Here is a 14,456-nt window from a genome sequence, read left to right as displayed (position 1 = left end):
GTCCCAAGAAGGGAAAATTGTTAGCCGTTTATAATATCAGCCAATTGGCTTTGTCAAAAGCTTTCAATCGCCGTAACTGTTATTAAGTTGCTATTCACGCTGAACTTAACGTTCAGATCGAACAAATTTACCGCATATTCCTTGGTATCCGGTTTGTTCTTCTTGTATGCAGGACGAGGATCCTGAGCTAGAACTTGTTCGATCACCGATTGTACATATTGAGTATCGGATCGCTTTGCTAGCATCGCCAATGCTTGAGACGAAAAGGTGACGTTCGATTTTTCAGGCTCTTCACCAGCGTAGCCGCCAATCGCTTCAGGAATGGCATCTGAGTAAGGAATATAAGGTTTGATGTCGACAATCGGTGTGCCATCGACCAAATCAACACTGCCAAGATCAATATATATTTGATCACCTTTCTTCGTGATGCCTTTCACTTCGACTGCCGACATTCCAATGCCATTTGGTCGAAAGGTAGAGCGCGAAGCAAACACGCCAATACGCTCATTTCCACCCAAACGAGGAGGCCGTACGGTTGGTTTCCATCCTGCCTCCAAATTTTGGTCAAACAGAAACAATAACCAGACGTGAGAGAACTGTTCTAATCCGCGCACCGCTTCTGGGCTATTTGCCTCGCCTAACAGTTTTACTCGCGCTTTAGCGGCTGGAACTAGGCGCGGTTGGCGAGGGACGGCAAACTTCTCTTTGTAAGGGGTTTCAATGATGCCAATCGGCTCAATCGAATACATAGCAAATTTCTTCAAGATTCATTTAAGTGAAAAAGTATCACAAATTTCTCTTGCATTTCTTATTGGGAATGATTATTAATTAAAATGTTATAACATAACAATTTAGTTTAAAGGAAATTGAAATGAAACCAGGAATCCATCCTGACTATCGTCCAGTGGTGTTTCATGACACAAGTGTGGATGAATACTTTGTTGTCGGCTCAACATTGAAAACCGATCGCACCATTGAGTGGAAAGACGGAAAAACATACCCGTACTTCACATTGGACGTGTCGTCGTCTTCTCATCCGTTTTACACAGGTAAGCAACGAGTGGTTCAAGCGGAAGGGCGTATTGCGAACTTCAACCGTCGTTTTGGTCAATTTACTAGTGAGAAGGAATAAGTCATGAAAGTTGTGAAATCACTTAAAAGCGCGAAGAGCCGTCATCCTGACTGTCAGATAGTGAAAAGAAGAGGGCGCTTGTACGTTATTTGTAAGACAAATCCGAGGTTCAAAGCTGTACAAAAATAACAGTAGAAACGAACAACAAAGGGGTGTGTAGCGAAATTGAAGGTATTTTCGTCCATGACAACGGATGATTGCCTCAGCAGCTATGAATCTACACGCCCACCTAATACTCGCCAAGTGCCAACGTTTATTCGCTCGTGCTTGGCATGGTTTTTACTGGCACGACTTCGTCGTTATTCAAGTCAAAATTGAACGTTTGCAGACTGCTCGGCTCTTTGAGCTTACACCATACACTATCTTTGCATTCGGACTTTATATAGGGATTAGGCATTCCTGCATATCTAATGGTTATATCTTTGTTTAATTTATAATATTGGTTAATTTGTTTTATATGGATGAAATATCTACATTTATGCAAAAAACTGGTTATAAATTTGCCATTGATTTACAATTTGTAACGTTTTTGGCTTTTAATTGACTCTTTACTCAAGTACCCTTCGCTCGCTTTGTGACATTTTTTTCACAATTGCATAGGAATAAAAACAAGGAGGGAACAGATGAGTTCATCTGCTTCAATTAAACAAAACTCACCTAAGAAGCCGTTGTTTACGCGCTTTTTGGATACTGTCGAATATTTGGGGAACCTGTTGCCCCACCCGATCACACTATTTGCCATTTTCTGTTTAGCCATTTTGGTGATGTCGGGTATAGCTGGTTACTTCGAAGTATCGGTTGTCGATCCTCGTCCTGAGGGAGCAAAAGGTCGTGCTGCAGACGGCATGATTCAAGTGGTCAGCTTACTTAACGCTGACGGTCTAGAGCTTATTGTTACCAATCTAGTGAAAAACTTTGTTGGTTTCGCACCGTTAGGCACGGTATTGGTTGCGATGCTTGGTGTTGCAATTGCGGAATACTCGGGCCTACTTTCAGCAGCAATGCGTGGTCTAGTAATGGGTGCGTCACAACGTATGGTGACGGTTACGGTTGTTTTTGCTGGTATCATTTCAAACACCGCTTCTGAGCTTGGCTACGTGGTTCTTATCCCACTTGCTGCAATGCTTTTCCATTCCCTTGGTCGTCATCCTCTTGCTGGTCTTGCGGCAGCATTTGCCGGTGTATCGGGCGGTTACTCAGCAAACCTTCTAATTGGTACAGTTGACCCACTGCTTTCAGGTATTACTGAGACAGCAGCTCAAATGATTGACCCGACTTACACTGTTGGACCAGAAGTAAACTGGTACTTCATGTTTGTGTCGACGTTCTTCATCGCGGGTATGGGTGCATTCGTTACAGAGAAAATCGTTGAGCCGAAACTTGGCAAGTACAACGAAGAAGAAGCGGCTGAAGATTTGTCTAACGACAAAATGGGCAACCTAACTGACCTTGAGAAGAAAGGTCTGAAAGTTGCTGGTCTTGCTGTGTTGGTTGTGTCTGCTTTGTTGGCTTGGACGATTGTTCCAGAAGACGGCATCCTACGTTCAGACGCTGGCACTGTCGCAGGATCCCCATTCCTGAAAAGTATCGTCGCTTTCATCTTCATATTCTTTGCTATCCCTGGCTTTGTATACGGTAAAGTCGTTGGCACGATGAAAACCGACCGCGATGTTATCGATGCGATGTCTAAATCAATGTCTTCGATGGGCATGTACATCGTGTTGGTGTTCTTCGCTGCGCAGTTTGTTGCTTTCTTTAAGTGGACGAACTTTGGCCAAGTATTTGCCGTTGCAGGTGCTGACTTCCTGCAAAGCATCGGTCTGACTGGCCCTATGTTGTTCTTCGCATTCATTCTGATGTGTGGCTTCATTAACCTGATGATCGGTTCTGCATCGGCGCAGTGGGCCGTGACAGCTCCTATCTTCGTGCCAATGCTAATGCTAGTGGGTTATGCTCCAGAAACCATTCAAGCGGCTTACCGTATCGGTGATTCAACCACGAACATCATCACACCGATGATGAGCTACTTTGGTTTGATTTTGGCGGTAGCGACTCGCTACATGAAGAATCTAGGTATCGGTACGCTGATCGCGACCATGCTGCCTTACTCAATCTGCTTTATCGTAGGTTGGAGTTTGCTGTTCTACCTATGGGTATTCGTATTTGGTCTACCAGTCGGCCCGGGCGCTGCAACGTATTACACGCCGTAATACTTAGGGCACCTCACACAGCTCCAAAAAAAGCCTGCGATATTCGCAGGCTTTTTTTGCATGTTTGAAGTACGAACTCTGTTGAGTCTTATTTCAGAGATGGGTCATTTCAATGTTTGAAAGAAAGCCCTTTATCGCTTCGCGAGGATTCTATCCAGATGGTTTGCAAATTCTCGGCGTTCGGTTTGCGAAAGTGCCGCAGGCCCGCCAGTTTGAATACCGCTTGAGCGCATGGTTTCCATAAAGTCACGAATATTAAGACGCGCTTTGATGGTGTCTTTGGTGTAAAGCTCGCCACGAGAGCTCAACGCTAGAGCGCCTTTAGTGATGACTTCATCGGCAAGTGGGATATCGGATGTGATGACCAAATCATTTGGCTCTACACGACGAACAATTTCGTTGTCAGCAATATCAAAACCTGCAGGGACTTGAAGTGAGTGAATGTTGGCTCTTTTTGGCACTGGTACAACGTGATTAGCGACAAAGGTGCACTCTACGCCGGTTCGTTCTGCGGCACGCACGATGGTCTCACGGATCACTTTAGGACAAGCGTCTGCATCTACCCATAACTTCATTCTTATTTCTCACCCAGTTTTGCTTCTAGCTCTTCAATACGAGCGGTTAATTTTGCGACTGTGTTTTCAAGTGCCGTCAGGCGATCTTCTTCTTTCGATAGTGGCACAGTGACTTCTACTTTTGGAACGTGATTCGCGCTCTTCCAGCTTTTGATAACAGTAATGAGTGCAGGCATTGGGACTGGTGTCTTCATACGTGCTTTCACTAGTGCAACCGTTGGCTCTTTCCCTTCTCGTTGCAGCTGCTCCATCACAGTTTCCAGCTCTTTCGTGACGTCTTGAGTTAACATTTTCAATCCTTAATAACGATATAGTTGTCATCATACTTTGAGAGGTGGGATTTAGCGAATAGCAATTTCGGTAGTGGGTTGTGAGAGATCTCTTACATAGCGTGTAAGAGAAAACGATTTCGTCATCAGTTTTAAAGAAAAGCTTGCTCGTAAGGTTTTGATAAATAATGATTTAACATATTATTAACCGCTGCGAATAAAAAAAATTGTTTTAGGGTAGATTGTGAAAGCTAAGGAAAAGCGTAAATTTAACCTTGTCGGCAGGAAGCAGACACGGAACAGGAAAGCACCAAGGATTTGGTTATCGTCAGGAAGACGATTTGGTTAATCAGGATGATTGATCAAGCATGGAGCGCAGGACATTGTAAGGAAGCAATCATCAATAGGATGTTGATGACTAAGGATAGACAATGGACCCCTCATAGGATTGAGGTTATGGACAGCATCAGGAAGATGCAAGGGACACCGCTCAAGGAACAAGTGATGTGCGCTAACGGGGAATGTTAGCTATCAGGATGATAAGGACACCGCTAGGACGGCGACGTAAGGACTGAGCTGACGGAATCAGCCACTATTATGGATGATGCATGGAGCACTATTTAGTAGCCGGACTGCTGCGAGTAAGACCATGACCCCGATACATTCGTGTCGGGGTCTTTCTTATTTTCGATGGTAAAACCGTCAATGTCACAAAATTTATAAAATCCTAATAACACTTAATAAAAAACAATCCAGATCAATATCCTTTCCAATCAGTTGGTTTAACTTTCGGCTTCTCTACAAGGCGTTATCTCCCGCAGTCACTTGGCAGGCTCAGCTTCGCTTAGCTTGTGATATGCGGATTAATTAAGTTTGCTGTAATCAAGGAACAGATGTGGCCATAGTAACCAGAAGAATGCTTCTTCTACCCTACAATGAGTCGTTGCAACTAGAATTCGTTATGCTTAATTGCTGTGCGAAAAACCGTGCCGAAATGAATGGTCCTCATACAGTAGCCTCTGCCAAACAATTGTTTGAGAAAATACTGGATGACGAAAATATTTATAGTATGGCGGTACTTGAGAGTACGAGCCGTGACTATATGGGGCATGTATTCATTTCCCATCTCGATTCCGAACCCGAATTAGGTTTTATTTTTGATAAGGCGTATTGGGGTAAAGGGTTAGCGACAGAAGCGCTAAAAGCGTTTTTCCCTAAAGCGTGCCGCGAATTGGAACTACATAAGGTGAAAGCGAATGTAAACAGCAATCACCAAGCATCAATGGCGGTATTGGAAAAACTGGGATTTGTTAAAACAAGAGAAAGTAAGGACTTATTCGGCCCTTACTTTGAAATGGAATTTACAAGCGATGTGGCGGTAGGTGAAAGCTCTGCGGCCTGAATCCAACCATAGTCAATTGGCCTTGATAGCAGTCATCGCCAAGAGATGAAAACTCAAATTGATACACTGTATGCCAACGCCAGACTCCGTCTGGCGTTTTCAGTTTGTGTGCTCCAAAAGCGATGCTAACGAGCTGAAGATCTAATTGCTCGCATTTTCGTGAGATGGCAACTTTGGCTAACTCAGATTGACGTCGTTGTTGCCAAAATAGAAAACAGAAAAAGCACAGTCCAAGTATTGCCAGTAGATCTCCTATCATCCTTAATCCTTTCTTATCCCTTTGTGGCTTGCTGCAATTTGATGAGTGCAGTGGCTAGCTCTTCCGATGGGCTAGAGTGCAGCAAAGGTAGCAATACCATTCTTAGTTCTGGCAGCATAACTAAATCGGCAAATAATTGATTGAACAGGGTTTGATTACCTGTTTGTGCGAGTCGCAGCAAAAATTGTTCAGCGATTTTTGCATCAGAAAGAAGATGCCATGCTCGTCCCGCAATGCCGATCAGTACTTCTTGGTGACTTAAACGAGGGCTTTGCAAAATCGCTTCTAGTACTGGCAAAGAGATTTCAGTTGGAGCGCCTGCTAACGCGCGAGTTAATGCCGATAGCAAGAACAAATCTGGTTCAGGGCTGTGAATCTCTTGCTGCGCTTTTTCTGCGATACGCTGCGCTAGTCGTTCTTGTAAGTCGACATGCTCAAGAGCACCAAGCAGTGCGTATAGAGGCTCGTTAGGTAAATGATTAAGAGCTTTACGCAGAGTGACCGCATTTTGCTCTTTACCAAGGCGTGCGGCGATATCGGTGATTCCTTGCAGGCCAACCGTCTGCCAGTTTTCCCAGCCTAGACCGCCTGTGAAGTAGTGCTGTGTATGTTCGTAATATTGGCTGGTGGGTAGATCCAAATTTGCACGAACTTGGCTGTGGAATACCGCCATTTTGTCTTCAGAAGGTTTGAACGTGTATGGATTATTGGAGAGTTTTTGTTGTTGCTCTTCAGACATCTCTTCGCTTAGACGAGTGCCCATGGCTTCAACTACGTATTTAATGAAGTTGCCAATATCAGATTGCTTGAGTAAGCCGCGCTCATCCAGTTCAAACTTTAAAAACCAAATCCAAGGTTGTTTTTGTTCATTCCAATAAGCAATCGCTAAATGTGCTTTACGCTGCATTGGATATGGGTAAGGGCACTGACCTTTTTCAACATCGGCGAACAATTGCGAATCGATCGTTTTGATGCGTCGGCCAAGGTCGAAGATTTGATATTCACAATGACTGTTTTTCAGTAACTGGGTGAGGGTTTGAATGTTTTCCATTAAATACGACGTCCTAACGTTCTTTTGACAAGAAATGGTATCATTCTCGGCTAATTCAAGGTTCGAGATGTAAAAGTTAATGACTACAAGCACAAAACTGGTGGAATTACTGTACCAACTTGAAGCACAACTTCAAAAGCACGAGCTATGGCAACAAACCATGCCGTCGCCAGAAGCGTTGCAAAGTGTGGAGCCTTTCGCGATAGATACGCTTGATCCACATGAATGGTTGCAGTGGATTTTTATTGCTCGAATGCACGCTTTAGTAGAAAGTAGCCAACCTTTGCCAAGAGGTTTCTCTATTGAACCTTATTTTGCAGAAGCGTGGAAGCAAGAGCCGCAGTACGCAGAGCTTTTGAACACGATTCGAACTATCGACGAACTATGTAAGTAACTTCAATGTCAGAACAAGAAACATCACAAACCGTGGCTCCAGTAGAGTTGGAGATTGTTTATCAAGATGAGTATTTTGTTGCGGTGAACAAGCCCGCCGGCATGTTGGTTCATCGCAGTTGGCTAGATAAACACGAAACTCAGTTTGTCATGCAGACTCTGCGAGACCAAATTGGTCAGCATGTCTTTCCATTGCATCGCTTGGATCGTCCGACTTCTGGCGTTTTGGTGTTTGCGCTCTCCAGTGAAGTGGCTTCTCAAGTGATGCCAATGTTTGCTGAGCACAAAATGGAAAAGACCTATTACGCGATTGTCCGTGGTTGGATTGAGGAAGAGGGCGTTTTAGATTACGCGTTAAAAGTCGAATTAGACAAAATTGCAGATAAGTTCGCCTCACAAGAAAAAGAAGCTCAAGAGGCCGTAACCGCTTACAAACCACTGGCGAAAGTGGAAGTGCCTTATTCGACGGGCAAGTTCCCAACAACGCGCTACGGTTTGATGGAAATGAAGCCCAAGACTGGTCGCAAGCACCAATTGCGTCGTCACATGGCCCACCTACGTCACCCAATTGTGGGGGACACATCGCACGGTGATGGTAAACACAACAAATTGTTCCGTAACGAATTTGATTCACACCGCTTGCTGTTACATGCTTCGGAGCTGCGTTTTGTGCATCCGTTTACAAATGAAGAGCTAGTGATGAAAGCGAGTATCGACGATACGTGGCAGCAATTGTTTACTCGATTTGAGTGGGACGAAGAACTCGTTAAGTAAAGAGGCTTTGCTCTAGCGAAGAGAAATAGAAAAGGGTTGGCATGTTTACCAACCCTTTTTGTTGTTTACCGATTCTCAAAGGCTATTTGAGTTTTTCTAGATCCGCTTCGATCTCGGCGATCTTGCTAGAAACGACTTTTTCTAAATGGCGAAGATCAGAAAGAATCTTTTGTTTTACATCCAATTCAGACACTTTCGTTGGTTTTGTGATCTTGTTGAGTTCGTCGATAACCAAAGTAAGGTTGCGGTTGATTTCCGTCACTTCCTTGTATTTATGACTACCGCTATCAACTAAGACATTTTTTACTTGGCGTGGGTATTTGAATTTGACGCTTTTGGCAAAGAACTCGCCTTTTTGCTTATGGAAGTAGATTTTGAGCACGTCTTTATGTGCTTCTTGACGTAGGGAATAACGTTCAATCTGCTTGGGATCATGAATACCCAAACCAGTGAGGTGGGGATACATAGGCTACCTCTGTTACATCTAATTGATATTGATATAACTGTAGCAGCCTATGTATGAGCTAGATAGCTGATATTTAGTCAAATTGCTCAACTTGTGGACAAGATCGCCCTCACTCTGAACCGGATGTTTTGGCAGTTTCGAATTAGGCAGTGATGGCGTCAGATAACTTCTCGATCAGTTTGTCTCTCAATTCATTTTGCTGTTCTTCGCTGAGTCTACCGCCAGCTTCGCTAGTGAGAATAAATAAGTCCTCTGCACGTTCGCCGATAGTCGTGATCTTTGCGCCGTGAAGGTTGATATTCAAATCGGCAAAAGTACGTCCGACTTTGGCTAGTAGTCCCGGAGTATCGAGTGCTACAAACTCCATCAAGGTGTGTTTCTTCCCTTTTGTTGGTAAGAAATCGACTTTGGTTTTCACATTGAAGTGTTGAAGTTTATTTGGGGTGCGGCGCGTTTTAATCTTCGTCGGACGACCCGCTTCCAGTACGTGAGTGAGGTGTTTAATCACGGCAGCATGGCGAGATTCGTCAATGGCTTCTCCATGTTGGTCGAGCACCATGAAGGTATCAATCACGTGGCCGTCTTTGCTGGTCATGATTTGTGCGTCATGAACGTTAAAGTTACGACGGTCGAGCTCCGCCACCACGGTAGCAAACAACGCTGGTTGATCTTTGGTGTAGACGAACACTTCTGTTCCACCGCGCGTAGCCTTTTTGCTGATAAGTACCAGCGGCTTTTTTGGATCATCCATACGCAGCAAATGCGCACAATGCCAAGCGATTTGAGTGTGAGTATGGCGCAAGAAATAGTCGGCTTTGAATCGTTGCCACAACACTTCAATTTGGCGTGCAGAAAACCCTTCTTTGCGCAGCAATGCGGAAGCCATTTGTTGGTTATGGCGAATACGCTCACGCACATCAACCGGATTTTCTAATCCGCGACGTAGTGCGCGTTGCGTTGAGTAGAAGAGTTCGGCAAGCAGCGTGCGTTTCCAAGCATTCCACAGCTCTGGATTGGTTGCGCAAATATCCGCAACCGTGAGACACACCAAATACTCAAGAGATTCTTCGTCACGAACTTGTTTCGCAAACTCTGTAATGACGTCAGGATCGTAAATATCGCGTCGTTGTGCGGTGACTGACATGAGAAGGTGATGCCTCACCAGCCAGCCCACTAACTTAGCTTCTGGCTTCGACAGCCCGTGTTCAATACAGAAATCGTACGCTTCACCTTCACCAATCACTGAGTGATCACCACCGCGACCTTTACCAATATCATGGAAGATTGCTGCAATGATCAGCAGTTCTTTCTTTTGCATGCGCGGGTATATGTCGCAACAAATCGGATGCTTCGCATGGTTGTCTGGATTGTTAAAGGTATTGATGTGTTTGAGTAGGCGAATGCTGTGCTCGTCAACCGTGTAGGCGTGGAACAGGTCGAACTGCATCTGACCAACAATCTGGCTCCATTGCGGTAAATATGCGGCCATTACCCCAAGTCTGTGCATCAAACTGAATGCTTTATGAAGTGCATTTGGGTGTCGACATAACGCTAAGAATTTTTCACGAGCCGCTGGAATCGTGTGTAAAAACTTGTTTAAGCGGCGACGTGCAGTACGCAGTTGTCGCAGGGTTGGAGGGCTTACCCCCTCAATGGTTGAGTCGTTTGCGATATGCAAAAACATATCAAGAATAGTTTCAGGTCTGGCTTGGAATAGCGCAGGTTTTCTGGCTTCAATTAACGACCCACGACGTTGAAAATCTGCATCCAAAATTTCTGAGTTTTCAGTTGCACCACCATTGATGATGGCTTGATCAAACAGTTTGAGCAGCATTTTGTTTAATTCTGCGACGCGACGAAGTGTGCGATAAAACTCTTTCATCATCATCTCGACGCCGCGATTGCCTTCACCAACATAACCGAGGTTTTCGGCCACTTGTGCTTGATGTGCGAAGGTCAAACGGTTGTCGTATCGGCGAAGTTCAATGTGCAGCGCAAAGCGGACACGCCACAAGAAGTCCTGACACTCCACCAGTTCGCGGTATTCCGCATCGGTAAGAAAGCCGTAACGGCTCATCTCTAGCAGAGATGTGGCGCCAAAGTGACGGCGCGCTACCCAGCTCAAAGTGTGAATATCGCGAAGACCTCCTGGGGTCGATTTGATGTCGGGCTCTAAGTTATAGGTCGTATCGTGGTAGCGAGCATGACGTTCGCGTTGTTCTTGGATTTTTGCGCGGTAGAAGGTTTCGCTCGGCCAGAAAGAGTCGGATAGCACGACCTTTTTTAGAGCTTGGAATGTGTCTTCGCTGCCACAAAGCAGACGTGCTTCTTGTAGGTTAGTGGCAACCGTTAGATCGTCACGACCGATTTGTGCACATTCATTGACAGTGCGAACCGCATGGCCAACTTCCAGTTTTAAGTCCCATAGTAAGGTAATAAATTCGCTGATTTTCGCTTCTAACGCAGTCGGCAGTTTGTTGTTAGAAAGAACGAGAATGTCTATGTCGGACAACGGATGCAGTTCACCGCGACCATATCCGCCCACGGCCACTAATGAGATGTTGTAAATGTCATTAAAACCGAAGTATTGCCATAAACGCGTCAGCAACAAGTCCATGTACTCTGCGCGAGCCAATACTAAGCTGGTCACAGGGTGATGATTAAGAAACTCTTGTTTTTGGGTTGAGCTGAATTTTTCTAACTCTTGTTTTAGTTCGCCGATATTGATTTGTTCGTCGGAAAACGTAAGAGGGGACTGAAGTGGCATATTTGCTATCCGTGCAAGCTAAAAGTAAAGATCTACAAACCTTTCTAATTTAACAAATCTCGCGGAGATAAAAAATATCCCCGCATGAGCGGGGATATTGAAGTCATTCTTGGTTACGCATTTTTCATTAGGCGAGGAATCGTATCATCACTGCGTAGCGTTAATACTTCACAACCATCTTTGGTTACCACGATAGTGTGTTCCCATTGCGCTGAGTTTTTACCGTCACCTGTGTATACAGTCCAGTCGTCTTGTGCGTCAACAGTACAACCGAATTTACCTGCGTTGATCATTGGTTCAATAGTGAAACACATGCCTTCTTTAAGTACGCGGCGGTCTTTGTTCTTGTAGTGAACCACTTGTGGTTCTTCGTGGAACTCATCACCGATACCGTGACCACAGAAGTCTTTAACAATAGAGAACTTGTTGCGAGGGTTGTTCTTATTGTTTTCTTTGATGTATTTCTCGATAGCTGTACCGATATCACCAACAGTTGAACCTGGTTTAACGGTACGCATACCGACATAAAGTGCTTCTTGAGCAACCATACATAGACGTTTGTTTGCTGGTGAAACATCACCGACTAGGAACATTTTAGATGTGTCACCGTGGTAGCCTTGAGGGCGTACGCTTAGGTCTGCATTCTCATCGTTCGGGATGATTACAGTGATATCAACGTTAAGAATGTCGCCATCTTTTAGTACCGCCGGCTTCATTTGGCCGTTGCTACCAATCTCGTCTTTTTCAGCAGGAATACCGTGACAAACAATATGGTTGATAGACGTACAAATCGACTTAGGGAAACCATGGTAATCAAGCGGTGCAGAGTATGCGCCTTTTTCTAGAGCGTATTCATGACAGATTTTGTTCAGTTCATCTGTCGTAACTCCCACCTGAATATGTGGTTCGATCATTTCTAGAATTTCTGCGGCCAGCTTGCCCGCAATGCGCATGCGTTCGATTTCTTCAGCAGTTTTAATCTTGATTGACATTGGCTTTCTCTACTTATTCGTAAGCACGTAAACGTGCGAATGGCCGCATTCTATCAGACATCTGGCGGTTAACCCAAGCCAGTTAAGAATATGAGTCATTCTTACTTGAAGTGTAGTAATAGAATCTGGCCGAGAGTAGGGTAGCATTCCTGCTAATGTGACAAGTATAAGAAACAATTTTTACTAGCCATCTTGAGCTAAAATATGATATAAAGCGCGCCGGAATAGAGGACTGTTCTCTTCGCTCTGCAAAAGCTAAGCGGCGAAGCAAGCTTCATCCGATTAACCTTTTTATCTTTAAATCACACACATTCCGTCACATGTTCCGGGGTGCTGAGCAGAAGCTTGGTCGGAATTATGGGGGATGTGGAGGCCTAACCCCATAGAGGATTTTAAAATGGCAACTGTATCAATGCGCGATATGCTGAAAGCTGGTGTTCACTTCGGTCACCAAACTCGTTACTGGAACCCAAAAATGAAGCCATTCATCTTTGGTGCTCGTAACCGCGTTCACATCATCAACCTAGAAAAAACTGTACCAATGTTCAACGAAGCTCTAGCTGAACTAGCTAAAGTTGGCGAGAAAAAAGGTAAAGTTCTATTCGTAGGTACTAAGCGCGCTGCATCTGAAGCTGTTAAAGAAGCTGCAATCGCTAGCAACCAGTTCTACGTGAACAACCGTTGGTTGGGCGGTATGCTAACGAACTACAAAACTGTTCGTCAGTCAATCAAGCGTCTAAAAGAACTTGAGATTCAATCTCAAGACGGTACTTTCGACAAACTAACTAAGAAAGAAGCTCTAATGCGCACTCGTGAAATGGAGAAGCTAGAGAAATCTCTTGGTGGTATCAAAGACATGGGCGGCCTACCAGACGCTCTATTCGTAATCGACGCTGATCACGAACACATTGCAATCAAAGAAGCTAACAACCTAGGTATTCCAGTATACGCTGTGGTAGATACTAACTCTAACCCAGACGGCGTTGACTACATCATCCCAGGTAACGACGACGCGATCCGCGCAGTTCAACTATACCTAAACGCTGCTGCATCTGCAGTAACTGAAGGTCGCAACAAAGACGTTGCAGTAGTTGCTGAAAAAGACGGCTTCGTAGAAGCTGAATAATAGCGGCTCTGTGTCACACTTAGTTTATGTGAAACCTTGTTGTAGCATAGACTGAGTTATAGTTAGCATCGGGGGCCGACAATGTAGGCCCCTGTTTTTTACCTTATTTCGAATCAAACGAGGAATAGAGAATGGCAACTGTAACTGCTGCTCTAGTTAAAGAACTTCGCGAGCGCACTGGCGCTGGCATGATGGAATGTAAGAAAGCGCTTGTAGAAGCAAACGCTGACATCGAACTAGCAATTGAAAACATGCGTAAATCTGGCGCAGCGAAAGCAGCTAAGAAAGCTGGTAACGTTGCAGCTGAAGGTGCGATCATCATCAAAGAAGAAAACGGTTCAGCTGTTCTTCTTGAAGTTAACTGCCAAACTGACTTCGTTGCTAAAGACGGTAACTTCACTGCGTTTGCACAAGAAGTTGCAGCTGCAGCTCTAGCTTCAAAAGCTACAGTTGAAGAGCTACAAGCGCAATTCGAAGAAGCTCGCGTTGCTCTAGTTGCTAAAATCGGCGAAAACATCAACATCCGTCGCGTACAATACGTTGAAGGTACTGCTATCGCTTCTTACCGTCACGGTGAGAAAATCGGTGTAGTTGTTGCTGGTGAAGGCGACGCTGAAACTCTTAAGCACGTAGCAATGCACGTTGCTGCTTCTAAGCCAGAGTACGTAAACCCAGAAGACGTACCAGCTGACGTAGTTGCTAAAGAGAAAGAAGTTCAAGTTGAAATCGCTATGAACGAAGGCAAGCCAGCTGAGATCGCTGAGAAGATGGTTGTTGGCCGCATGAAGAAATTCACAGGCGAAATCTCTCTAACTGGTCAAGCGTTCATCATGGAACCTAAGAAAACTGTAGGTGAAATGCTGAAAGAAAAAGGTGCTTCAGTTGCTACATTCGTTCGCCTAGAAGTTGGTGAAGGTATCGAGAAAGCAGAAGGCCTAAGCTTCGCTGAAGAAGTAGCACTAGCTCAAAAAGGTTAATCCTTAGAGACTTGTGCAAAGATTAGACCGTGGCCTTGGCTGCGGTCTTTTTATGAGCAGTAG

Annotated in this window: 16 protein-coding genes; 8 read left to right on the top strand and 8 right to left on the bottom strand. The window is 44.8% G+C overall.

The annotated features are described in order from the left end of the window. Window positions 1-53: 53 nt before the first annotated feature. Window positions 54-749: a tRNA (N6-threonylcarbamoyladenosine(37)-N6)-methyltransferase TrmO gene (gene tsaA / locus DYB02_RS13525; RefSeq protein WP_017447760.1), complete on the bottom strand. Its 696-nt coding sequence runs from the start codon at window positions 747-749 to the stop codon at window positions 54-56. A gap of 122 nt (window positions 750-871) precedes the next feature. Here tsaA and DYB02_RS13520 point away from each other — a divergent pair, with 122 nt between their 5' ends. The 3 genes from DYB02_RS13520 (at window position 872) to DYB02_RS13505 (ending at window position 3,342) form a co-directional block, all read left to right on the top strand. Then, window positions 872-1,132, top strand: coding sequence for a type B 50S ribosomal protein L31 (locus tag DYB02_RS13520; RefSeq protein ID WP_005479047.1), 261 nt, complete (start codon window positions 872-874; stop codon window positions 1,130-1,132). Between the two features lie 3 nt (window positions 1,133-1,135). Next, on the top strand, window positions 1,136-1,261 hold the full coding sequence (gene ykgO / locus DYB02_RS13515) for a type B 50S ribosomal protein L36 (protein ID WP_005380299.1): 126 nt from the start codon (window positions 1,136-1,138) through the stop codon (window positions 1,259-1,261). A 494-nt stretch (window positions 1,262-1,755) separates the two neighbouring features. After that, complete coding sequence (locus tag DYB02_RS13505; protein WP_029806236.1) at window positions 1,756-3,342, top strand: AbgT family transporter; 1,587 nt, start codon at window positions 1,756-1,758, stop codon at window positions 3,340-3,342. 131 nt (window positions 3,343-3,473) lie between these two features. On the opposite strand, the gene DYB02_RS13500 is transcribed toward DYB02_RS13505, so the two are convergent. Then, a complete protein-coding gene (locus DYB02_RS13500) occupies window positions 3,474-3,917 on the bottom strand; it encodes a YaiI/YqxD family protein (protein WP_005456606.1) in 444 nt (147 codons plus the stop codon). A 2-nt stretch (window positions 3,918-3,919) separates the two neighbouring features. After that, window positions 3,920-4,207, bottom strand: a complete 288-nt coding sequence (locus DYB02_RS13495; RefSeq protein WP_029807120.1) for a hypothetical protein — start codon at window positions 4,205-4,207, stop codon at window positions 3,920-3,922. An 895-nt stretch (window positions 4,208-5,102) separates the two neighbouring features. On the opposite strand from DYB02_RS13495, the gene DYB02_RS13490 reads away from it, so the two are divergent. After that, a complete protein-coding gene (locus tag DYB02_RS13490; RefSeq protein ID WP_021452994.1) occupies window positions 5,103-5,588 on the top strand; it encodes a GNAT family N-acetyltransferase in 486 nt (161 codons plus the stop codon). Here DYB02_RS13490 and DYB02_RS13485 read toward each other — a convergent pair. Both DYB02_RS13485 and DYB02_RS13480 read right to left on the bottom strand, forming a co-directional pair. Next, a complete protein-coding gene (locus DYB02_RS13485) occupies window positions 5,548-5,847 on the bottom strand; it encodes a DUF3301 domain-containing protein (RefSeq protein WP_005494258.1) in 300 nt (99 codons plus the stop codon). The two genes, DYB02_RS13490 and DYB02_RS13485, sit on opposite strands and share 41 nt — an antisense overlap. Window positions 5,848-5,860: 13 nt before the next feature. Then, window positions 5,861-6,898 (bottom strand): DUF3549 family protein, encoded by a 1,038-nt coding sequence (locus DYB02_RS13480; protein WP_005479038.1) that lies wholly within the window; start codon window positions 6,896-6,898, stop codon window positions 5,861-5,863. Window positions 6,899-6,977: 79 nt separating this feature from the next. On the opposite strand from DYB02_RS13480, the gene DYB02_RS13475 reads away from it, so the two are divergent. Together DYB02_RS13475 and truC are read left to right on the top strand one after the other, a co-directional pair. Next, window positions 6,978-7,292, top strand: a complete 315-nt coding sequence (locus DYB02_RS13475; protein WP_023584124.1) for a YqcC family protein — start codon at window positions 6,978-6,980, stop codon at window positions 7,290-7,292. 5 nt (window positions 7,293-7,297) lie between these two features. Continuing rightward, on the top strand, window positions 7,298-8,065 hold the full coding sequence (gene truC / locus DYB02_RS13470) for a tRNA pseudouridine(65) synthase TruC (RefSeq protein WP_029803849.1): 768 nt from the start codon (window positions 7,298-7,300) through the stop codon (window positions 8,063-8,065). A gap of 82 nt (window positions 8,066-8,147) precedes the next feature. Here truC and DYB02_RS13465 read toward each other — a convergent pair whose 3' ends face one another. The 3 genes from DYB02_RS13465 to map all read right to left on the bottom strand — a co-directional run bounded on the left by DYB02_RS13465 (window position 8,148) and on the right by map (window position 12,290). After that, complete coding sequence (locus tag DYB02_RS13465; protein ID WP_029803848.1) at window positions 8,148-8,531, bottom strand: DUF3461 family protein; 384 nt, start codon at window positions 8,529-8,531, stop codon at window positions 8,148-8,150. Between the two features lie 142 nt (window positions 8,532-8,673). Then, complete coding sequence (glnD, locus tag DYB02_RS13460) at window positions 8,674-11,298, bottom strand: bifunctional uridylyltransferase/uridylyl-removing protein GlnD (RefSeq protein ID WP_029803846.1); 2,625 nt, start codon at window positions 11,296-11,298, stop codon at window positions 8,674-8,676. A gap of 113 nt (window positions 11,299-11,411) precedes the next feature. Further along, window positions 11,412-12,290, bottom strand: coding sequence for a type I methionyl aminopeptidase (map, locus tag DYB02_RS13455; RefSeq protein WP_005456732.1), 879 nt, complete (start codon window positions 12,288-12,290; stop codon window positions 11,412-11,414). Window positions 12,291-12,687: 397 nt separating this feature from the next. Between map and rpsB the strand changes: the two genes are divergently transcribed. Further along, complete coding sequence (gene rpsB, locus DYB02_RS13450) at window positions 12,688-13,416, top strand: 30S ribosomal protein S2 (RefSeq protein WP_005456727.1); 729 nt, start codon at window positions 12,688-12,690, stop codon at window positions 13,414-13,416. A 131-nt stretch (window positions 13,417-13,547) separates the two neighbouring features. Continuing rightward, window positions 13,548-14,393 (top strand): translation elongation factor Ts, encoded by an 846-nt coding sequence (tsf, locus tag DYB02_RS13445; protein WP_005456729.1) that lies wholly within the window; start codon window positions 13,548-13,550, stop codon window positions 14,391-14,393. Window positions 14,394-14,456: the final 63 nt, after the last annotated feature.

This window comes from Vibrio parahaemolyticus (assembly GCF_900460535.1).
GTDB lineage: Bacteria > Pseudomonadota > Gammaproteobacteria > Enterobacterales > Vibrionaceae > Vibrio > Vibrio parahaemolyticus.
This window is presented reverse-complemented; position numbering and strand designations above follow the sequence as displayed.